At 71.2% G+C, this 20,530-nt stretch carries 20 protein-coding genes; 3 read left to right on the top strand and 17 right to left on the bottom strand.

Annotation, left to right across the window (positions count from 1 at the left end):
- Positions 1–733: 733 nt before the first annotated feature.
- The 11 genes from tyrS to pheS form a co-directional block, all read right to left on the bottom strand.
- Positions 734–2,002: a tyrosine--tRNA ligase gene (gene tyrS, locus VB059_RS07870; RefSeq protein ID WP_323421463.1), complete on the bottom strand. Its 1,269-nt coding sequence runs from the start codon at positions 2,000–2,002 to the stop codon at positions 734–736.
- Between the two features lie 10 nt (positions 2,003–2,012).
- Positions 2,013–3,407, bottom strand: coding sequence for an argininosuccinate lyase (argH, locus tag VB059_RS07865; protein WP_323421470.1), 1,395 nt, complete (start codon positions 3,405–3,407; stop codon positions 2,013–2,015).
- Between the two features lie 65 nt (positions 3,408–3,472).
- Positions 3,473–3,988 carry an arginine repressor gene (locus VB059_RS07860; protein ID WP_323421462.1) on the bottom strand — a complete coding sequence of 172 codons (516 nt, stop codon included), beginning with the start codon at positions 3,986–3,988 and terminating at the stop codon, positions 3,473–3,475.
- A gap of 85 nt (positions 3,989–4,073) precedes the next feature.
- Positions 4,074–4,997, bottom strand: a complete 924-nt coding sequence (argF, locus tag VB059_RS07855) for an ornithine carbamoyltransferase (protein WP_323421461.1) — start codon at positions 4,995–4,997, stop codon at positions 4,074–4,076.
- A 1-nt stretch (position 4,998) separates the two neighbouring features.
- Complete coding sequence (locus tag VB059_RS07850; RefSeq protein ID WP_323421460.1) at positions 4,999–6,198, bottom strand: acetylornithine transaminase; 1,200 nt, start codon at positions 6,196–6,198, stop codon at positions 4,999–5,001.
- Entirely contained in the window at positions 6,191–7,096 is a 906-nt protein-coding gene (gene argB / locus VB059_RS07845; RefSeq protein WP_323421459.1) for an acetylglutamate kinase, read from the bottom strand. The genes VB059_RS07850 and argB overlap by 8 nt, the downstream gene beginning before the upstream one ends.
- Positions 7,093–8,244, bottom strand: a complete 1,152-nt coding sequence (gene argJ, locus VB059_RS07840) for a bifunctional glutamate N-acetyltransferase/amino-acid acetyltransferase ArgJ (protein WP_323421458.1) — start codon at positions 8,242–8,244, stop codon at positions 7,093–7,095. The genes argB and argJ overlap by 4 nt, the downstream gene beginning before the upstream one ends.
- Positions 8,241–9,269, bottom strand: coding sequence for an N-acetyl-gamma-glutamyl-phosphate reductase (gene argC, locus VB059_RS07835; RefSeq protein WP_323421457.1), 1,029 nt, complete (start codon positions 9,267–9,269; stop codon positions 8,241–8,243). The genes argJ and argC overlap by 4 nt, the downstream gene beginning before the upstream one ends.
- A 111-nt stretch (positions 9,270–9,380) precedes the next feature.
- Positions 9,381–9,704, bottom strand: a complete 324-nt coding sequence (locus VB059_RS07830) for a hypothetical protein (RefSeq protein ID WP_323421456.1) — start codon at positions 9,702–9,704, stop codon at positions 9,381–9,383.
- A 75-nt stretch (positions 9,705–9,779) separates the two neighbouring features.
- Positions 9,780–12,281: a phenylalanine--tRNA ligase subunit beta gene (gene pheT / locus VB059_RS07825; protein WP_323421455.1), complete on the bottom strand. Its 2,502-nt coding sequence runs from the start codon at positions 12,279–12,281 to the stop codon at positions 9,780–9,782.
- A complete protein-coding gene (gene pheS, locus VB059_RS07820) occupies positions 12,278–13,387 on the bottom strand; it encodes a phenylalanine--tRNA ligase subunit alpha (protein ID WP_323421454.1) in 1,110 nt (369 codons plus the stop codon). Before pheS ends, pheT begins: the two co-directional genes overlap by 4 nt.
- Positions 13,388–13,686: 299 nt before the next feature.
- Here pheS and VB059_RS07815 point away from each other — a divergent pair, with 299 nt between their 5' ends.
- A complete protein-coding gene (locus VB059_RS07815; RefSeq protein ID WP_323421453.1) occupies positions 13,687–14,859 on the top strand; it encodes a glycerate kinase in 1,173 nt (390 codons plus the stop codon).
- Here VB059_RS07815 and VB059_RS07810 read toward each other — a convergent pair.
- Complete coding sequence (locus VB059_RS07810) at positions 14,827–15,468, bottom strand: alpha-ketoglutarate-dependent dioxygenase AlkB (RefSeq protein WP_416339523.1); 642 nt, start codon at positions 15,466–15,468, stop codon at positions 14,827–14,829. The genes VB059_RS07815 and VB059_RS07810 overlap by 33 nt on opposite strands.
- 210 nt (positions 15,469–15,678) lie before the next feature.
- On the opposite strand from VB059_RS07810, the gene VB059_RS07805 reads away from it, so the two are divergent.
- Positions 15,679–16,494: a hypothetical protein gene (locus VB059_RS07805; protein ID WP_323421451.1), complete on the top strand. Its 816-nt coding sequence runs from the start codon at positions 15,679–15,681 to the stop codon at positions 16,492–16,494.
- A 98-nt stretch (positions 16,495–16,592) separates the two neighbouring features.
- Here the strand turns inward: VB059_RS07805 and VB059_RS07800 are convergent, their stop codons facing one another.
- The 5 genes from VB059_RS07800 to VB059_RS07780 form a co-directional block, all read right to left on the bottom strand.
- Positions 16,593–17,420 (bottom strand): RNA methyltransferase, encoded by an 828-nt coding sequence (locus VB059_RS07800; RefSeq protein WP_323421450.1) that lies wholly within the window; start codon positions 17,418–17,420, stop codon positions 16,593–16,595.
- 16 nt (positions 17,421–17,436) lie between these two features.
- Complete coding sequence (rplT, locus tag VB059_RS07795; protein WP_323421449.1) at positions 17,437–17,814, bottom strand: 50S ribosomal protein L20; 378 nt, start codon at positions 17,812–17,814, stop codon at positions 17,437–17,439.
- A 45-nt stretch (positions 17,815–17,859) separates the two neighbouring features.
- Complete coding sequence (rpmI, locus tag VB059_RS07790; protein ID WP_323421448.1) at positions 17,860–18,054, bottom strand: 50S ribosomal protein L35; 195 nt, start codon at positions 18,052–18,054, stop codon at positions 17,860–17,862.
- 31 nt (positions 18,055–18,085) lie between these two features.
- Positions 18,086–18,862 carry a translation initiation factor IF-3 gene (infC, locus tag VB059_RS07785; RefSeq protein WP_416339522.1) on the bottom strand — a complete coding sequence of 259 codons (777 nt, stop codon included), beginning with the start codon at positions 18,860–18,862 and terminating at the stop codon, positions 18,086–18,088.
- Between the two features lie 236 nt (positions 18,863–19,098).
- A complete protein-coding gene (locus tag VB059_RS07780) occupies positions 19,099–19,677 on the bottom strand; it encodes an SseB family protein (RefSeq protein ID WP_323421447.1) in 579 nt (192 codons plus the stop codon).
- A gap of 53 nt (positions 19,678–19,730) precedes the next feature.
- Here VB059_RS07780 and VB059_RS07775 point away from each other — a divergent pair, with 53 nt between their 5' ends.
- Positions 19,731–20,336 (top strand): hypothetical protein, encoded by a 606-nt coding sequence (locus VB059_RS07775; RefSeq protein ID WP_323421446.1) that lies wholly within the window; start codon positions 19,731–19,733, stop codon positions 20,334–20,336.
- Positions 20,337–20,530 lie beyond the last annotated feature (194 nt).

The following is a 20,530-nucleotide window of genomic DNA, read 5'->3' as shown; positions in this document are numbered from 1 at the left end:
CACAAAACAACATATTGTGATGTCGACACTAAAAATAGTGCCATTGGCATTGACTAAACAAAGCACACTGTTGAGTTCTCAAACATCGGACACACACCTCACCACCCCGGAACAACCCGGAGCCGCTCGGGGCGACCAGATTTACTTTACTCGATGATCTTCGCCAAGTCAAATCCGACTTTTTTAGATCTTCGAGCCCTGACCGCCATCTCTGATGGTCAGGATCGCTGTTCCGGTTTCCCGTCCCACCGACTCGACTTACTTTAGTGAGTTCCTCATCCGGAGTCAAATCCGGACGTTTCCTTCACTCGCATTTCCGAATGCCCCAGCAACCCCCGAAAGGCCTGCCTGAAATCAATTCCGAAAATACTTGAGTCGCTTACCAGGAATGCTCTTTCGAACAGTTTCTGCGAAAAGCAACTCCCCCACCATAGAGAGGAGGCCTGCCGGAGTCAAATCCGGCCGACTTCCCCCGGTCGACCTCCTGGGCTGTGTCGGCATGCCGACGGGCCCACAAGAGCAGACCCCACCCGGTCCAGAGGATCGGGCGGAAGGTGAAGGCCCCGGTCCCGGCCCCTCTTGCGAGGGCCCGTTCCCAACAGGGCTTGATGAACAATACGCGTACGGAACGAGAACGTCAAACCGGCGGTGGGTGACACACGTCACCCACCGCCGGTTCGACAGAGCCCGCCGGTTCGACGGAGCCGAGGATCCCGACCCGGAGGATCGTGGGTCAGCCGCGCTGGACGGCCACCCCGCCGATGGTCTTCTTGCCACGGCGGGCGACGACGTAGGTCCCGTGGAGCAGGTCCGCCGGGGTGAGGCGCGCCTCGGCGTCGGTGACCTTGGTGTTGTTGATGTAGGCCCCGCCCTCCTGGATCGCCCGTCGGGCGGCCGACCTGGAGGCCACCACCCCGGCGGTCTCCAGGACGTCGACCACCGTGGGAAGGTCCTCCCCGGTGGGCATCGGCCGGAGCGAGATGTCACTCAGCACGTCCTGGAGGGTACGGGCGTCCAGGTCGGCGAGGTCGGAGCGCCCGAACACCGCTTCGGCCGCAGCGATCGCCCGTCGGGTCTCGGTCTCGCCGTGGACCAGGGTGGTGACGTCGTCGGCCAGCGCGTGCTGGGCGGCCCGCTTCCACGGCTCCCGGTGCAGGCTGTCCTCGAGCTCGGCGATCTCCTCGGGACTGCGCGCGGTGAAGACCTTCACGTAGTCGATCACCTTCTCGTCCTCCGCGTTCAGGAAGAACTGGTGGAACGAGTACGGGCTGAGCATCTCCGGATCGAGCCAGATCGCCCCGCCCTCGGACTTGCCGAACTTCGAGCCGTCCGCCTTGGTGATCAGCGGGGTCGACATGGCGTGCACATGGTCGCCGTCCGAGCGCCGGATCAGCTCCACCCCGGCGGTGAGGTTGCCCCACTGGTCATTGCCACCGGTCTGCAGGGTGATCCCGTACTCCCGGTGCAGGTGTCGGTAGTCCATCGACTGCAGCAGGACGTAGGAGAACTCCGTGTAGGAGATCCCGGACTCCAGCCGGGAGCGCACCACCTCGCGGGCCAGCATCCGGTTCACCGGGAAGTGCTTGCCGATGTCGCGCAGGAACTCGATGATGTTCATCGTCGAGGTCCAGTCGTAGTTGTTCACCACCCGGGCGGCGTGCGGCCCCTCGAAGTCCAGGAACCGGCTGACCTGGGAGCGGATCTTCTCCGTCCACTCCCGTACGGTCTCCTCAGGGTTCATCACGCGCTCCCCCACCTGCCGGGGGTCACCGATCATCCCGGTGGCCCCCCCGACCAGCAGGAACGGATTGTGCCCGGCCTCCTGGAGCCGCTTGGCCAGGATGATCTGTACGAGGTTGCCGATGTGGATCGAGGCGGCGCTCGGATCGAAGCCCACATAGAAGTTGACGGGCCCGGCCTCGAGGTGGTCCCGCAGGGCCTCCTCCTGGGTCGTCTGGGCCACCAGGCCCCGCCACTTCAGCTGATCCAGAACGTTGCTCACAGGGGCCACCCTATCGAGCCAGGAAATCCCGGGCGGAGGCCATCTCGCCGGCCAGTTCGTCGAGCTGGCTCCGCACCGCCGACTCCGCCGTGCCGCCACGGGCCGAGCGGGAGCCGATCGCTCCCTCCACCGAGAGCACCTGCAGCACCCCCTCGCCGAGTTCGGGGGCGATCTGCGGCAGGTCCTCGGGGGTCAGGTCGGGCAGGTCGATGCCGGCCTTCTCGCAGTACCGTACGGCCGCCCCGGCGATCTCATGGGCCTGGGCGAACGGCACCCGCTGGCGGACCAGCCAGTCGGCCACGTCGGTCGCCAGGGAGAACCCGCGGGGGGCGAGCTCCTCCGTACGTTCCGGGTGGAAGGTGAGCGTGGCGACCATGCCGGCCATCGCCGGCACCAGCACCCGCAGCTGGTCCAGGGAGTCGAAGATCGGCTCCTTGTCCTCCTGCAGGTCGCGGTCGTACGCCAGCGGCAGGCCCTTGAGTGTCGCGAGCAGTCCGGCGAGGTTGCCGATCAGCCGGCCGGCCTTGCCCCGCGCCAGTTCGGCGACATCCGGGTTCTTCTTCTGCGGCATGATGCTCGAGCCGGTCGACCAGGCGTCGTCCAGGGTGGCGAAGCCGAACTCGACCGTGCACCAGGTGATGACGTCCTCGCTCAGCCGGGACAGGTCGACCCCGACCTGGGCCAGCACGTAGGCGCACTCGGCCACCTGGTCGCGGGCCGCGGTGCCGTCGATCGAGTTCGCCACCGAGGAGGCGAAGCCCAGGTCCGCCGCGACGGCCTGCGGGTCCAGCCCCAGCGAGGTGCCGGCCAGCGCCGAGGAGCCGTACGGGCTCACCGCGAGCCGCTTGTCCAGGTCCCGCAGCCGGTCGATGTCGCGGACCAGCGGCCAGGCGTGCGCCAGCAGCTCGTGCGACAGCAGGATCGGCTGGGCGTGCTGCATGTGCGTACGCCCCGGCATGGCGACCCCGAGGTGGCGGGTGGCCTGCGACCGCAGCGCCTCGATGACGCCGAGCAGTTCCTCGGCGACGACTCGGATCTCGTCGCGCAGGTAGGCCCGGATCAGGGTGGCGATCTGGTCGTTGCGGGACCGGCCGGCACGCAGCCGGCCGCCGAGCTCCGGGCCGAGGAGGTCCATCAGGCCGCGTTCCAGGGCGCCGTGCACGTCCTCGTCGCTCGGCGCGGGGCCGAACTCGCCGGTGGTCACCCGGCGGTCGAGTTCGTCGAGGCCGGCGAGCATCCCGGTGTGCTCGGCGTCGGTCAGCAGGCCCGCCCGGTGCAGGGCATTGGCATGGGCCTTCGAGCCGGCGATGTCGTAGTGGGCGAGCCGCCAGTCGAACTGGGTGGACTTGCTCAGCGCGAACATCGCCTCGGCCGGGCCGCCGCTGAACCGGCCGCCCCACAGCATGCCCTCGCCGGCGTGGACGGGGCCGGAGGCTGACGTTGCGGCAGTCGCCGGATCGGTGGGCTGGGTCATGGGTTTCCTCCCAGGGAGAGCAGTCGGGCGGCGACGTCCTCGCCGCCGTCGGGGTCACGGGTGATGACGGCGACGGTGTCGTCGCCGGCGATGGTGCCGAGGATCTCCGGCCAGGCCGCGCGGTCCAGTACGGAGGCAAGGTACTGCGCCGCCCCGGGCGGCGTGCGCAGCACCACGAGGTTGGCCGACGCCGCGGCCGAGACCAACACGTCCTGGCACATCCGGGCCAGATGGTCGTCGACCTCCGCCGGTCGGGGCCGCAGCCCCGGCACCGGCCCCTCGTTGGGCACCCGGTAGACGGTCTGGTCACCCTCCCGGACCCGGACCGCGCCCAGCTCGACCAGGTCCCGGGACAGGGTCGACTGGGTGACCACCAGCCCGTCGGCGGCCAGCAGGTCGGCCAGCTGGGTCTGCGAGGCGACCGGTCCGGCGGTGAGGATCTGCCGGATCCGGGAATGGCGGGCCGTCTTCGTCAACGGCCCGCGGGCGGGCTCCTTCAGCGGTGTGTCCATGACTGCGACCTCGACCATCGGGATGACGTCGGTGGGGATGGGGTGAGCGGGAACGGCGTGGGCCGGGGTGACGTCGTGACGGGCGTCAGTGGTCGGCCGCCGCGACCAGCACGCTGAGGACCGCCTTCTGGGCGTGCCGCCGGTTCTCCGCCTCGTCCCAGATCACCGACTGCGGCCCGTCGAGCACCTCGGCGGTGATCTCCTTGCCGCGGTAGGCGGGCAGACAGTGCATCACGATGGCGGCCGGGTCGGCCAGCCCCATCAGCTCGCGGTTGATCTGGTACGGGCGGAACACCGTCTCCCGGCCCTCGCCGGACATCCCCATCGACACCCAGGTGTCGGTGACCATCACGTCGGCGCCCGCCGCGGCTGCGTGCGCGTCGGTGGTGACGGTGATGCTGCCGCCGGTGGTGGCGGCGATCCGCTCGGCGCGGGCGACGATCTGCGGGTCGGGCAGGAAGTCCGCCGGGCCGGCGAGCCGTACGTGCATCCCGGCCAGTGCCATGCCCAGGGCGTACGAGTTGCCCATGTTGTTCGCGGCGTCCCCGAAGTAGCTGAAGGTCAGCCCGCGGGTGTCGCCCTTGTGCTCCCGGATCGTCTGCAGGTCGGCGAGGATCTGGCAGGGGTGGTACTCATCGGTCAGCGCGTTGACGACCGGGACCCCGGCGTACGCCGCCATCTCCTCGATCCGCTCCTGCCCGGCGGTCCGCCAGACGATCGCGGCCACGTGGCGGCCCAGCACCCGGGCGGTGTCGGCGATCGACTCACCGCGGCCCATCTGGGAGCCGGCGGCGTCGATGATCATCGGATGGCCGCCGAGCTCGGTGATGCCGACCTCGAAGGAGACCCGGGTGCGGGTCGAGGACTTGTCGAAGATCACCGCGATCGTACGGCCCTCGAGCGGCCGGCGGGAGGTCGGGTCCGCCTTGAGGGAGGCGGCCAGATCGAGGACCGCGGACTGCTCGGCCGCGGTGAGGTCGTCATCGGCGAGGAAGTGATGCAGGGTCATGTCAGCCTTCCAGCAGGGTCGGGAGTGCGGCGACGAACGAGTCGACCTCCGCGGCGGTGATGATCAGCGGCGGGGCGATGCGCAGCCGGTTGGGACGCGGCGCGTTGATCAGGAACCCCGCCTCGAGGGCGCGGTCGGCCACCGCCGGCGCGATGTCGCGGGCCAGCACGATGCCGCGCAGCAGGCCGGCGCCGGTCACCTCGACGATGTCGGGGTGACCCAGGGCCAGGACGGCCGCGGCGAGGTGCTCCCCCACCGCCCGGACGTGCTCCAGCAGCCCGTCACGCTCGATCACGTCCAGCACGGTCAGGCCGGCCCGGGAAGCCAGCGGGTTGCCGCCGAAGGTCGACCCGTGCGACCCGGGACCGAGCAGATCCGCAGCCGGGCCGACAGCGATGCAGGCCCCGATCGGGATACCGGCACCCAGCCCCTTGGCCAGCGTCACCACGTCGGGGGTGACGCCGGAGGGCAGGTACGACAGCCACTGACCGGTGCGCGCGATGCCGGTCTGCACCTCGTCGATCCACAGCAGGGCGCCGTGTTCGTCGGTGATCCGGCGGGCGGCGCGGAGGAAATCGTCGGGCGCGACGATGATGCCGCTCTCTCCCTGGATCGTCTCCAGCACGACGGCGGCGGTCTCGTCGTCGACCGCCTCGGCCAGCGCGGCCTCGTCGCCGTACGGCACGAAGACGACGCCACCGGGCAGCGGCTCGAACGGCTCACGGTAGGCGGCCTTGGAGGTCAGGCTGACCGCCCCGAGGGTCCGGCCGTGGAAGGAGCCCTCCATCGCGACGATCCTGGTCCGGCCGGTGCGCCGGGTGAGCTTGAAGCCGGTGTCGTTGGCCTCCGAGCCGGAGTTGCAGAGGAACACCCGGGCCGGGATGCCCGGGGCGTTGGCGGTGGCCAGCGCGTCCAGCCGCTCGGAGAGCTCCACCTGCCAGGGGCTGGTGAAGAGGTTGGAGATGTGCGCGACGGTGGCGATCTGGTCGCTGATCGCGGCGACGATGTCGGGGTGGGCATGACCCAGTGAGTTGACCGCGATGCCGGCCAGCAGGTCGAGGTACTCGCGTCCCTCGACGTCCCACACCCGGCAGCCCTCGCCGCGGACCAGGACCCGCTTGGGCGAGCCGAAGTTCTGCATGTAGGCGGCGTCGTAGCGGTCCAGCCATTCGGCCTGACCGATGCTCCCCTGTTCAGTCATCGATGTTCTCCTTGTCGGCGACGACCATCGTTCCCATCCCGGCGTTCGTGAAGATCTCCAGCAGTAGGGCGTGCGGCACCCGCCCGTCGATCACCGTCGCCCGGTTCAGTCCACCGCGGACCGCCCGCAGGCAGGCCTCCATCTTGGGCACCATCCCCGACGCCAGGTCGGGCAGCAGGGCCGCCAGCTCGGAGGCGGTGATCTCGGTGATGATCTCCTCGCTGGCCGGCCAGTCGCGGTAGAGCCCCTCGACGTCGGTGAGGACGACGAGCTTGTCGGCCTTCAGCGCCACGGCCAGCGCCGAGGCGGCGGTGTCGGCGTTGACGTTGAGCACCTGACCGTTGTCGTCAGGGGCGACGGTGGCGACGACCGGGATGCGCCCGGCGTCGATCAGGTCCTGGATCGCCCGGGGGCGGACGTGCACGACGTCACCGACCAGGCCGAGGTCGACCGCCTCCCCGTCGACGCTCACCGTGCGGCGCTCGGCCCGGAAGAGCCCGGCGTCCTCACCCGAGGAGCCGACCGCCAGCGGCCCGTGCTCGTTGACCAGCCCGATCAGTTCCCGGCCGACCTGGCCCATCAGCACCATCCGGACGACCTCCATCGTCTCCGGCGTGGTGACCCGGAATCCGCCGCGGAACTCCGAGGGGATGTCGAGGCGCTTGAGCATCGCCGAGATCTGCGGCCCGCCGCCGTGCACGACCACCGGCCGTACGCCACAGCGGCGCAGGAAGACGATGTCCTCGGCGAAGGCCCGCTGCAGGTCCTCGTTGATCATCGCGTTGCCGCCGTACTTGATCACGATGGTCCGCCCGGTGTAGCGGTCGATCCACGGCAGCGCCTCGATCAGGATGGAGGCCTTCTCCGTCAGGGTCAGCGCGTCGACCGCTTCACTCATGAGGAGTACTCCGCGTTCTCCTTGACGTAGTCGTACGTCAGGTCGTTGGTCCACACCGTGGCGCCGACCGCACCGGCGTGCAGGTCCACCAGGACATCCACCGCCCGGGGATGCAGGTCCACCAGTTCGCGCGGCTCGCCGATCGCGCCGCCGCGGCAGACCATCACGCCGTTGAAGGACACGTCGACCCCGTCCGGCTCGTACGCGGCGCCGGTGGTGCCCAGCGCGGAGAGCACCCGGCCCCAGTTGGGGTCGTTGCCGAAGATCGCGCACTTGAACAGGTTGGAGCCGGTGATCGAGCGGGCCACCAGCAGCGCGTCCTGCTCGGAGGCGGCGTTGACGACGCGGACGGCGATGTCGTGGCTGGCGCCCTCGGCGTCCCCGATGAGCTGCTGGCCCAGGTCGTGACACACCTCGGTGAGGGCCTGCTGGAACGCGTCGGGATCGGGGGTGATGCCGGTGGCGCCGGAGGCCAGCGCCACGACGGTGTCGTTGGTCGACATGCAGCCGTCGGAGTCGAGCCGGTCGAAGGTCAGCCGGGTCGCCTCGCGCAGCGCCGGCTGCAGCCGGTCGGCCGGGACCACGGCGTCGGTGGTGATCACCACGAGCATCGTGGCCAGGCCGGGGGCGAGCATGCCGGCGCCCTTGGCCATCCCGCCGATGGTCCAGCCGTCGACCGTACGGGCGGCCTCCTTGGGGCGGGTGTCGGTGGTCATGATCGCCTCGGCGGCAGCCCGGCCACCGTCGGCGGACAGCTCCGTGGCGGCGGTGGCCACCCCGGCCAGCAACGCCTCCATCGGCAACCGGACGCCGATCAGACCGGTCGAGCAGACGACGACATCACCGGCCGAGACACCGAGCTCCTCGCCGACCTTCTCCGCGGTGCGGTGGGTGTCGGCGAAGCCGTCGGCGCCGGTGCAGGCATTGGCACCGCCGGAGTTGAGGACGACGGCGTCGATCCGTCCGTCGGCGATCGCCTGGCGCGACCAGGTGACCGGGGCGGCGCAGATCCGGTTCGAGGTGAAGACGCCGGCCGCGTCGAAGTGTGGCCCGATGTTGCGGACCAGCGCGAGATCCTGGCTCCCGGAGGCCTTGATCCCTGCGGCGATGCCGGTGGCGGTGAAGCCCTTGGCGGCGGTGACACTCACGGCGCGACTCCGATCAGCGGAAGGCCGGTGGTCTCGGGGAGGCCACAGGCGAGGTTCATGGACTGGATGGCACCACCGGCGGTGCCCTTGGTGAGGTTGTCGATCGCCGTGACGGCGACCAGCCGGCCGGCGTTCTCGTCGACGGTGACGTTGACGTGGACGACGTTGGACCCGACGATCGCGGCGGTGGCGGGCCAGACGTTCTTCGCCAGCAGGTGGACGAAGGGCTCGTCGGCGTAGGCGGCGGCGTACGCGTCGTACGCCTCGTCGGCGCTCACCCCCTGGATCGGCGCGGTGACGGTGGAGAGGATGCCGCGGGGCATCGGGGCCAGCAGCGGGGTGAACGACAGGCTGGGGTGGATCGCGCCGAGGCGGGCCATGTTCTGCAGGATCTCCGGGGTGTGGCGGTGGACGCCACCGACGCCGTACGCGCTGGTGGAGCCCATCACCTCCGACCCGAGCAGGTGCGGCTTGGCCGACCTGCCCGCCCCCGAGGTGCCCGACGCCGACACCACGACGACGTCGTGACCGTCGATCAGGCCGGCGGTCAGCGCCGGCAGCAGAGCCAGGGTCGCGCCGGTCGGGTAGCAGCCGGGGACCGCGATCCGCCTGGTCGTCGCCAGCACCTCGCGCTGACCGGGTAGTTCGGGCAGGCCGTACGGCCAGCTGCCGGCGTGCGGTGTGCCGTAGAACTTCTCCCAGGCCAGCGGATCCTCGAGGCGGAAGTCGGCGCCGCAGTCGACCACGACCGTGCCCGGGTCGAGCTCGGCGGCCACCGCCCCGGAGGTGCCGTGCGGCAGGGCGAGGAAGACGACGTCATGTCCACGCAGGGCCTCGACGGTCGTCGCCTCTATCCGTCGGTCGGCGAGCGGGGTGAGGTGACGCTGGTGCTCACCCAGCGTCGAACCGGCCGACGAACCGGCCGTGAGGGTCCCGATCTCAACATCGGGATGGCCGAGCAGGAGCCGGAGGACCTCCCCGCCGGCGTACCCGGTGCACCCGGCTACAGCTACGCGCAATGACATGCGCATAACTATGCCACAGAATGAATGAATATGCATCGGTCTGGACGACGTCGGTCCGGGACGACGTGATCCGGAGAGGAACCGGGCGGCGCCGCGGGGTCCGGCGGACGGTCAGTACCGTCCGGCGTCGGCGCGGCGCCGGGCGACGTACGCCAGCCAGCCCATCACCGCCGCCAGCGCCGCGTTGACCACCAGGTAGACGACGCCGAACAGTGCGGACCGGCTGGTGGCGTTGACGACCAGCGGGCCGATGGCGATCAGGGCCGCCGCGACGTAGGCCCCGGCGATGCTGCGCGCCAGGACGTACGCCACGACGCCGACCGCCGCCCCCCAGAAGAGGAGGGCGGCCCACAGGCTGACGGAGAAGCTCCCGACGGCCAGCAGCAGGGCGTAGAGCCCGTAGACCAGCCAGGCGACCCTGATGGCGAGGGTCATCGGCTGATCCTGATCGCGGGGGTCGTCGACCCGGGTCTGCTCACGAGGGTCATCGACCGGGCCTGCTCACGAGGATCATGCCCGGAGCTCGGCCCCCAGCTCGGCGGCCGCGGCGACCGCCGCGTCCCGGGCGGCGATCGCTTCCTTGTCCTTCAGCGTCCGGTCGGGCGCCCGGAAGCGCAGGGCGTACGCCAGGGACTTCTTGCCGACCGGGATCTGCTCGCCCTCGTAGAGGTCGAACAGCCGGATCGACTCGAGCAGCTCCCCGGCACCCCGGACCAGCGCGGCCTCGACCGCGGCGGCCGGGACCGTGCTGTCGACGACGAGGGCGACGTCCTCCTTCGCCACCGGGCGGGAGGAGATCTCGGCCACCGTGCCGCCGGCCGGGGCCAGCTCGATCAGCAGGTCGAGATCCAGCTCGGCGGCGCAGGTGCGGGCCGGCAGCCCGTACGCCTCGCAGACCGTGGGGTGCAGCTCGCCGGCGTGGCCGACGACCCGGCCGTCGACCGACAGCTCGGCGCAGCGGCCGGGGTGCCAGGGGGCGACGGTGGCGGCACCGCGGGTCAGTCGCAGGCCCAGCGTCCCTGCCGCGGTCTCGGCGAAGTGCACGGCGTGCACCCAGGAGACCGGCTCCGCCGGCCCGGCCCACCCGGCCCGACGCCAGGCACCGGCCAGGACGCAGGCGAGATGACGGGGCTGCGCGGGCAGGGCGGCCGTCAGCCGGTCGATCTCCTCCTCGGTCGGGCGCCGGTCGACCGCCAGCCGGGGAGCGGCGGGACGCTCCGCGCCGCGGAACACCTCACCCTGCTCGTACAGTGCCAGGTCGTCCAGACCGCGGGAGGTGTTGCGGGCGACGGCGCCGAACAGGCCCGGCAGCAGGGTCGAGCGCATGGCCGGCTGGACGTCGGACAGCGGGTTGGCGAGCCGGACCAGGTCGCGGCGCGGGTCGTCGACCGGCACCCCCATCCGGTCCAGGTCGGCGTCGGCCATGAACGGGAAGCTGAGCACCTCGGTGTAGCCGGCGGTCGGCAGCGCCGTGTCGAGGGCCCGGCGGGCCCGCTGGGACGAGGTGAAGCCCCGGCCGGACGGGGCGGGCGGGAGCACCCCTTCGATGGTGTCCAGGCCGACCTTGCGGCCGACCTCCTCGACGTAGTCGTACGGATCGACGAGGTCGGGGCGCCAGGTCGGCGGGGTGAGGGTGAGCCGGTCACCGTCCCGCTCGACCCGGGTGCCGCCGCCCTGCAGGTAGCGGATCGTCGCCTCCTCGGTGATGTCGGTGCCGAGGATGCGGGCGGGCAGGTCGAGGTCGATGGTCTGCACCGGTGCCGCGGGCACCGTGCCGACCACCGTCTCGGCGGTGTCGAGGGTGGCGCCGCCGAACTCGACGAGCAGTGCGGCGGCCCGGTGGGCGGCCGCGTACGCCGCGTTCGGGTCGACCCCGCGCTCGTTGCGCCGGGCCGCCTCGGAGGCCAGGCCGTGCCGGCGCGAGGTCCGCGCCATCGACAGCATGTCGAAGTTCGCCGACTCGAGGATGATCTCGGTCGTCGTGCCGCGCAGCTCGGTGTGCTCCCCGCCCATCACGCCGGCCAGGCCGATCGGCCCGGAGTCGTCGGTGATCAGCAGGTCGGCGGGATCGAGGGTCCGGGTCACCCCGTCCAAGGTGATCATCGTCTCGCCCGCACTCGCCCGGCGCACCACGATGCCGCCCTGCAGGGTGGCGGCGTCGTACGCGTGCAGCGGCTGACCGGTCTCGAGCATCACGTAGTTGGTGACATCGACACCCAGTGAGATCGGCCGCATGCCCGACAGCGAGAGCCGCCGCTGCATCCAGCGCGGGCTCGGGGCGGCCGGGTCGAAGCCGGTGAGACGCAGGGCGACGAACACCGGGCAGCCCGCGGGGTCCTGCACGGTGACGGGGAAGCCGGCCGCACTGGGGGCCGGGACGTCCCGGTCGATGACGTCGGTGAACGTCGCGCCGGTCGCCTCGGCGGCCTCGCGGGCCAGGCCACGGATCGACAGGCAGTAGCCCATGTCCGGGGTGACGGCGATGTCGAGGACGTCCTCGCGCAGGTGCAGCAGCGGCTCGGCGTCCTGACCCGGGACCAGGGCGTTGCCCTCGTCGTCGGTGGCGCCGAGCACGATGATGCCGTGCCCGCCGTCGTCCCCGAGGCCCAGCTCGGCGCTGGAGCATATCATCCCGTCGGAGAGGTGGCCGTACGTCTTGCGGGAGGCGATGGCGAAGTCGCCCGGCAGCACCGCGCCCGGCAGCGCCACCACGACGAGGTCGCCGGCGACGAAGTTGTGGGCGCCGCAGATGATGCCGCGATTGCCGGTCTCGGGGTCGTTGTGCGCGCCGACGTCGACATGGCACCAGTTGATGACCTTGCCGTTCTTCTGCGGCGTCTTCTCCAGGTCCAGCACCCGCCCGACCACGACGGGGCCGGTGACGTCGGCGCCGGCCGACTCGACCTGCTCGACCTCGTGGCCGTAGGTGATGAGTTCCTCGGCGAGCTCGCGGGCCTCGAGGGCCTCGGGCAGCGCGACGTACTCGCGCAGCCAGGACAGCGGGGCCTTCATCGGGCACCTCCCAGGAGAGAACGGCTGAAGCGGATGTCGCCCTCGATCATGTCGCGCATGTCGGCGGCGTCGTTGCGGAACATCAGGGTCCGCTCGATCCCCATCCCGAAGGCGAAGCCGGAGTGGACGTCGGGGTCGATGCCGGCGGCGCGCAGCACCCGCGGGTTGACGACGCCACAGCCGCCCCATTCGATCCAGCCCTCGGAGTTGCAGGTGCGGCAGGGGTGGTCCGGGTCACCGACGGACTCGCCGTGGCAGACGAAACACTCGAGGTCGACCTCGGCGCTCGGCTCGGTGAACGGGAAGTAGTTGGGCCGCATCCGGGTCTTCACGTCGCCGAACATGGCCCGGGCGAAGTGCTCCAGGGTGCCGCGCAGGTGGGCGAAGGTGATGCCCTTGTCGATGCAGAGCCCCTCGACCTGATGGAAGACGGGCACGTGGGTCGCGTCCAGCTCGTCGGCCCGGTAGACCTTGCCCGGGCAGACGACGTAGATGGGGGGCTCGCGGTCGAGCATCGTCCGCACCTGCACCGGCGAGGTGTGGGTGCGCAGCAGGGTGTTGTTCTCGACCGGGGCGAGGTAGAGGGTGTCCTGCATCTGCCGGGCCGGATGGTCGGCGTGCAGGTTGAGGGCGTCGAAGTTGACCCACTCGGCCTCGGCCTCCGGCCCTTCGGCGATCTCCCAGCCCATCGCCACGAAGATCTCCGCGACCCGGTCCATCAGGCCGGTGATCGGGTGGACGGCGCCGGCCGGGGCCAGTTCGACGGGCAGGGTGACGTCCACCCGTTCCTCGGTGAGGATGCGCTCGAGCTCGGCGGCGCGGACGATCTCCTCGCGCGCCTTGAGGGCCTTGTTCACCTCGCCGCGGGCCCTGCCGATCCGCTGACCGGCCTCCTTGCGGGCCTGCGGTGGCAGCGCACCGATCTCCCGGTTGGCCAGGGCGAGGGGGGAACGGTCACCGGTGTGGGCGATGCGCGCCGCCTTGAGGTCGGCAACGGTCACCGCCGCGGTGAACGCCGCCTTGGCCTCGGCAACCATCTGCTCGAGCGCTTCCAGCTGCAGCGGCGTCGTCTCCACCGGGTCATAGTTCGTGTTCGGCCCTGACATGGGCTCCCCTCGCGTTCCGTACGGCCCCGGCACCCTGCCGACACCCCGGCCAAGTCTAGGAGTTGGCACGCCGGGCGGCGAACCCGTGGGATGACGACGGTCCCCGCACTCGTCGATGATGACTGCAGACGGGCGCGACTGCAGACGGGCCAGGACACTGCAGAAGGCCGGCAGGACCGCCGGACGACGCAACTTTCCCTCCGGGCAGGCTCCGCGAGCGCGAACCGGGCCGGACGGGCAACAGCGCAGCCGGACGACGAACGGGCGGATGACAGGGCAGCCCAGGACGAGGAGGAATCGTGGCGAAGACCTCACCCCTGACGGTGGTGCTGGCACCGGACTCGTTCAAGGAGTCGATGACGGCCGTGCAGGCGGCCGAGGCGATGGCGAGGGGGATCCTGGCCGTGGCCCCGGACGCGGTCTGTGTCCGGGTGCCGATGTCCGACGGGGGCGAGGGCTTCGCCGACGCGATCGGCACGGCCCTGGCGGCGGAGCGCTCACCGGTCCGGATCACCGATGCCCGCGGTCGTGCCGCGACCGCCACACTGGTGCACCTCGACGACCTCGCGGTGATCGATGTCGCCTCGGCGGTCGGGCTCGGCATGATCGCCCCGGCGGACCGCGACATCATGACGTCGGACTCCCGCGGCGTCGGCGACCTGATCCGGGCGGCACTGGACGGCGGCGCGCACCGGCTCATCGTCGGCCTCGGCGGCTCGGCGACCACCGACGGCGGCGCCGGCATGCTCAGCGCACTGGGAGCACAGTTCCTCGACCGCGAGGGCCGCCCGGTGCCACCGACCCCCGAGGGGCTTCGCCGCCTGGACCGGCTGGATCTGTCCGGACTCGATCCACGGCTGGCCCGCCTCGAGGTCGAGGCGGCCTGTGACGTCACGAACCCACTGCTCGGCCCGCAGGGGGCGAGCGTGACCTTCGGGCCACAGAAGGGCGCTTCAGCGGACCAGGTCCACGAACTCGACGTCCTGCTGGAGCGTCTGGTGGCGGTCTCGCCGGCGGCGGCCCGGGAGATGTCCGTACGTCCGGGTGCCGGGGCCGCGGGAGGACTCGGCTGGGCGTTGATGGCCTTCCTCGACGCGGCCACTCGGCCGGGGGTCGAGCTGCTCGCCGAGACGGTGGGCCTGGCGCAGGCCGTGGGTGATGCTTCTCTCGTCCTGACCGGCGAGGGCTCCGTCGATGCCCAGACCCTGTCCGGCAAGACCGTGGCCGGGGTGGCCCGGATCGCGGCCGCGACGGAGGTGCCGTGCGTCGTGCTGGCGGGACGTGTCACGTCCGACGCGGAGGCGCTGCTGGACCATGGCGTCACCGCCCTCGTGCCCATCCTGCACGAGGTGACCGACCTCGCCGCCGCACTGCGGAACGGTCCCGGCAACCTCGAGCGGGCGACGGCCACGGTCGTCCGGATCTACCTGGCGGGCGCCTCAGGCCACTCCGCGGGGACGGAATTGCACTGAGATCCGTGGCCCCACCGGTTTGCGGGTCTTGGGGATGCAGTGCTCCCAGGTGCGCTGGCACGAGCCGCCCATGACCACCAGGTCACCCTGGTGCAGGGGCAGGGACACTGATCTGCCCCCGCCGCGCGGACGCAGCAGCAGCGGTCGGCGATCGCCGAGTGACAGGATCGCCACCATGGTGTCCTCGGTGCGGGAGCGCCCGATCCGATCGCCGTGCCAGGCCACCGAGTCCCGGCCGTCGCGGTAGAGACACAGTCCCACGGTGCTGAACTCCTCCCCCAACTCGGCACGGTAGTGGGCGCCCAGCGCCAGCCGGCAGGACTCGAGCACCGGGTGGGGCAGCTCGTCCCCGGCGCCGTAGTGGCGGGTGAGCCGCGGCACGTCGACGACCGTGTCGTACATCAGGCGCCGGTCGCCCCGCCAGTCGACCCCCTCGAGCAGGGCCTCGAAGAGCGACTCGGCGCCGGCCAGCCAGCCCATCCGCAGGTCAACCCAGGCGCCGCCGGCCAGCGGCAGCCGACGCGCCCCCCTGCCCACCGGGCCGGGCGCCGGGTCGTCGAGGCGGTCGAGCAGTGTGGGTTGCAGCACACGACCAGAATATTCGATCATCTGTTCGACGACAAGAGGTGGGTGATCCCCGGCTCCTCTGTTACAGGACCGGTGCCACCGACAGGTGTCAGGTGCAGGTTTCACAGGCCGGTGTCGTGGACCGGTGTCGTGGACTGGTGTCACGGACCGCTGCCGAAGAGGGGCCGTCCGGGGTTTGTCTGTGCCGCCGGCCGCCAGTACCGTCGAGAGGACCGTCCCACAGGAGGTGCCATGGGCCAGGACGACCAGCCGACGCAGGCCTTCGGCGTGCCCGACCCGTCCCGCCGGCCCGGTGACACCGGTCGGCGGCCCGCTGCGGGCGATGAGCAGCGGACGCACGTCTTCGGCGGCTCCGACCAGGCCACCAGCGCGTTCGACCCCGGCCGGGCTCCTGGTGACGACGCCACCCGGGCGTACGACCCGACCCGGCCCGGCCCCTCGTACGCCGGCCCCTCGTCCGCTGGTCCGGACACTGCACCATATGGCGCCACGTACGGCACGGACGGCTCCACCACCCGGGCCTGGACCGCCGCGGACGAGCCGGACACCGGCCGGCTCCCGGCCTATCACGAGGGTGTCGACGACCAGCCCTACCGCGAGGTGCGGCACAGCTTCTACGACGCGGACTACGTGGCCCGCCAGCGCGCAGCGGCGTACGGCCCGGGCCAGCAGCCCGTCCAGCCGTCCCCCACCCGGTCGCCGGCGGCCCCGCCGATCGACCCGGCCTCGCCGGGGAGCACCCGCCCGGGCCGGGGACGGGCCCGGCTGATGCTCGCCCTGGGGGTCGTCATCGGACTGGTGGTGATGGGCTTCGCGGCGGCCGTCCGCGACGCCACCCGGGCCCCCGTACCGGGCCCGACGGTGACCGCCACGGTCACGGCGACCACGACCGTGACCGTCACGCACACGCCGCTGATCAGTGTCCCCACCCAGATCCCGACCCGACTGCCGAGCGTCTCGGCGCCGGTGACGCTGCCCAGCAGCCTCCCCAGCTTCCAGTTCCCGAAGATCCCGGGCTTCAACACCGGCAACGACGGCAACGGCTGACCTGCCCGGAGAAGCGGTCAGCCGTTCGAAAGGGACGGATCAGCCGCGGCCGGTCGATCGTCGCCCCATCGCCGGACGCCGATCGTACGTCAGCCGGATCAGCCGGCGGAGCGCTGCGCCGAGGCGGTGCTCCACAGGCAGACGGCCGCGGCGGTGGCGAGGTTGAGGCTCTCGGCCCGCCCCCAGATCGGCACCCCGACCACGGCGTCGGCGAGGGCGGCGTCCTCCACCGGCAGGCCCCAGGCCTCGTTGCCCATCACCCAGGCGGTCGGCCGGGTGAGCAGGCCCCGGGCGGCGTAGTCCTGCAGGTCCGCGCCACCACCGTCGGCGGCGAGCACCTGCACGCCCGCGTTCCGCAGCGCACCGGTGACCTCGTCGAGGCCGACGCCGGTGACGATGGGCAGGTGGAAGACCGACCCGACGCTGGCGCGGACGACCTTGGGATTGGTCCACTCGACCGACCCGCGGGTGCAGACGACGGCCTGGGCGCCGAAGGCGTCGGCGACGCGGACGACGGCCCCGAGGTTGCCGGGGTCGCGGATCTGGGCGCAGACCAGCACCAACTGCGGGCCGGCGGCGACGACCGCGTCGAGGGTCGCAGTGGGCGTGACCACCTGGGCGACGATCCCCTGCGGGGTGACGGTGTCGCTGAGTCCGGCGATCAGCCGGGCGCCGACCCCGTACACGGGGACGGCGTGCTCGTCGGCGAGCGCGAGCAGGTCGGCGTGTCGGTCGGCGAGGTCGCCGTCCACCCACAGGGCGACCACCTCGCCGTACGTCAGGGCCTCGCGGACCGCCTGGCGGCCCTCGGCCAGGAACTGGCCGTCCGCGTCACGGTGTTTGCGGGTGGTGAGACGACGGACCGACCGGACCCGGGCCCCGGAGGGCTCCGGTGGTCCGGCCGGTCCGCGCTGTGCCGAAGTCATCAGACGGCTCGCGACATCAGGCGGCGACGGTCTCCGCGGCCGGCTGGTTGTCCTTGGCGATCTGCACCAGCTTGGCGAACGCGGGGGCGTCGCTGACGGCCAGCTCGGCGAGCATCTTGCGGTCCACCTCGATGCCGGCGTTCTTCAGGCCGTTGATGAAGCGGTTGTAGGTCATGCCCTCGGCGCGAGCGGCAGCGTTGATGCGCTGGATCCACAGCTTGCGGAAGTCGCCCTTCTTGGCGCGACGGTCGCGGAAGCTGTAGACGCCGGAGTGGAGCAGCTGCTCCTTGGCCTTGCGGTACGAGCGCGAGCGCTGTCCGCGGTAGCCGGATGCGCGGTCCAGGACCTCGCGGCGCTTCTTCTGCGCATTCACAGAACGCTTGACGCGTGCCATGGTGGTATCTCCTTCAGTTCAAGAAAAGTCAGGGTCGGGAAATGCTCACTTGCCGAGCAGCTTCTTGGCCTTCGCGGCATCGCCCTTGGGCAGCACGGAGTCGCCGGTCAGGCGGCGGGTGCGCTTGGTGGGCTTGTGCTCGTTGAGGTGCATCTTCCCGGCGCGGCGGTGCATGACCTTGCCGGAACCCGTCAGCTTGAACCGCTTCTTGGCACCGGAGTGCGTCTTCATCTTCGGCATGTTGTGCTCCGTTTCTATCGCCCTGCGGCGATCACAGGTCGATATCGGGGTCCATGTTGTCGGCCGGACCCTTCTTCTTCTTTTCCCGGACCTCGGCCTCGGCGCGGGCGCGCGCGGCGGCCTGCTCCTCGCGCTCCAGTTCCACGTCGGCCGCCCGCTCCGCGGCCTTCCGTTCCTTGTCCTTCTCGTGCTCGACGCGCGCCTGCGTCTTCTTGCGCGTCGGGGCGAGGATCATCAGCATGTTCCGTCCCTCCTGCTTGGGAGGGAACTCGATGGTGCCGAACTCCTCGACGTCGTCGGCGAGCCGCTTGAGCAGGTTGAAGCCCAGCTCCGGACGGCTCTGCTCGCGACCGCGGAACATGATGGTGATCTTGACCTTGTCGCCGCCCTTGAGGAAGCGGACCACGTGACCCTTCTTGGTCTCGTAGTCGTGGTCGTCGATCTTCGGTCGAAGCTTCATCTCCTTGACGAGAGCGTTCGACTGGTTGCGACGGTTCTCGCGCTCCTTCTGAGCGTTCTCGTACTTGAACTTGCCGTAGTCCATGAGCTTGACCACGGGGGGCTTGGCCTGGGGGGCCACCTCGACGAGATCCAGCTCCGACTCGCGGGCCAATCGCATGGCATCTTCGATCCGTACGATGCCCACCTGCTCTCCGTTCGGCCCGACGAGTCGGACCTCCGGGACACGGATGCGCTCATTGATGCGCGGTTCAGTGCTGATGCTTCCTCCAAATTCGCGGTACTCGCAGGGTTTCGACCCGGGGATACGACGAAGGCCCCGCTGTCGCGGGGCCCTGAAGGAACGCATACCATCGCGTGAGCCCGTACCCGGAACGGTGGGCGGAAGGCTCCGCGGCCATGCGACCTACCCGACGACTGGTGCTGGCCCCCATGGGGCCGGCGGCATCGTACGGGTGGGAGATCAGGTCCCCACTTGTGGATCCGGCACAGAGCCGGATCGGTCGGCGTTCACTATAGCGCGACCGCTCGGCAGACCCTAATCACGCTCAGCGCCGGCGCCCGTGGCCCTGTCCGTCGTGGCGCTCAATGGTGCTCGTGGTCATGGTCATGGTGGTGGTGACCGGGCTCGGCCCCGTTCTCCCCGGCCTCCTCGTCGCGGGTGGCCAGCCAGCCGAAGCCGTCCTCCAGCCGCACCAGCCGGCGGCCACGCCCCAGATTGGTGAGCAGCGGCTCCTCCAGCGCCATCGGGACGGGGCCCTGCAGGTCGATCAGCAGGGTGCCGGCCCCGGACATCACCGCAGCCTCCGCCACCCGGTCCAGCGTCGCCGGGATCGGGCGGGCCTTCGGGTTCCAGGCGGCCAGTGCGTCCACCCCGGTGAACGCCAGCATCGCCTTCGCGCCGTCCGCCTGCTGCAGCAGCACCGCGGACATCTCGGCGTGCCGGTCGGGGTCGGGGCCCTCGGGGTGGAGATTCTCTCCGCTGGAGACGATCGGCACGAGCAGCCGCGACAGGCACAGTTCCACGACCGCATCCAGGTAGGCCCGCTGGTCGCCGGTGCCGGCGGCAGCCATCAGGTCACGCAGCCCGTCCGGCGCCGAGCCGTCGTCCTCGGCGAACTCATGGTTCGTGTCACCGAGCAGGTGGTCGTGGTGTGCCGTCATGGTGCCCAAGCGTAGAGGATCCACCCCGGGTGCCCATCGCCTAGCCTGGTCGGGTGACCGATGACCGCAGACCACGCCGGCCCGGCTTCCTGCCCCCGGCCGCCCTGGAGGCACTGGGCGAGCGGACCGACCCGATCGAGGCCCTGCACGCCGCCCACGAGTCCGCCGCCGTCCTGCTGCATGCCGGCCGGGCGGCCGACGACCCCGCGGTGACCGAGCGCCTGGTGGCGCTCGTCGACGACATCGGGCTGGACACCCTCGCCGACCTGTGGGCCCAGCGACCGGCACGTACGCTGCCCGGGGCACTGTGGCGCCTCTACGTGCTGCACACCTGGGTGCTCACCGATCCGTACGGGGCCGCCCGGGAATACGCCGCCGGCATCCGGTTCACCGAGCCCGACCATGTCGTCGCCGGGGCCGGCGACCCGACCGGCCCCGACGAGGTGCGCCGGGTGACCGACGAGATCCTGCAGGGCGTCTTCGACGGCGACTTCGCCATCGCCCTGGAGCGGGCCGCCGCCTTCTGCCACGTGGTGTCCTCCGGCCGGGCCGAGGTGTCGGAGGGCGCCGAGGCAGCCCTCCAGGCGGCCCGGATGCAGACGATGGCGCAGGACCTGACCGCCTGCGCCCGGTTGTGGCGCGACGGCGCCCTGCACTGACACCGGGCACTGCAGTGGCGCCGGGGGACCACCGCCCTGCAGCCCCCGCGGTTCTGTTCCGGTTGTGGTTCTCGCGGTTTTGGCTCGGCCGCCACTCCGTCCTATCCTCGGACGTGCGTCGGGCCGCGGTAGCCCCGGGCCTCAACTCCTGCCGCTGCGAGCGGCCACTCGCCGAGAGGCGCTCCCGGTCCGAC

Source organism: Raineyella sp. (assembly GCF_034933565.1).
Classification (GTDB): domain Bacteria; phylum Actinomycetota; class Actinomycetes; order Propionibacteriales; family Propionibacteriaceae; genus Raineyella.
This window is presented reverse-complemented; position numbering and strand designations above follow the sequence as displayed.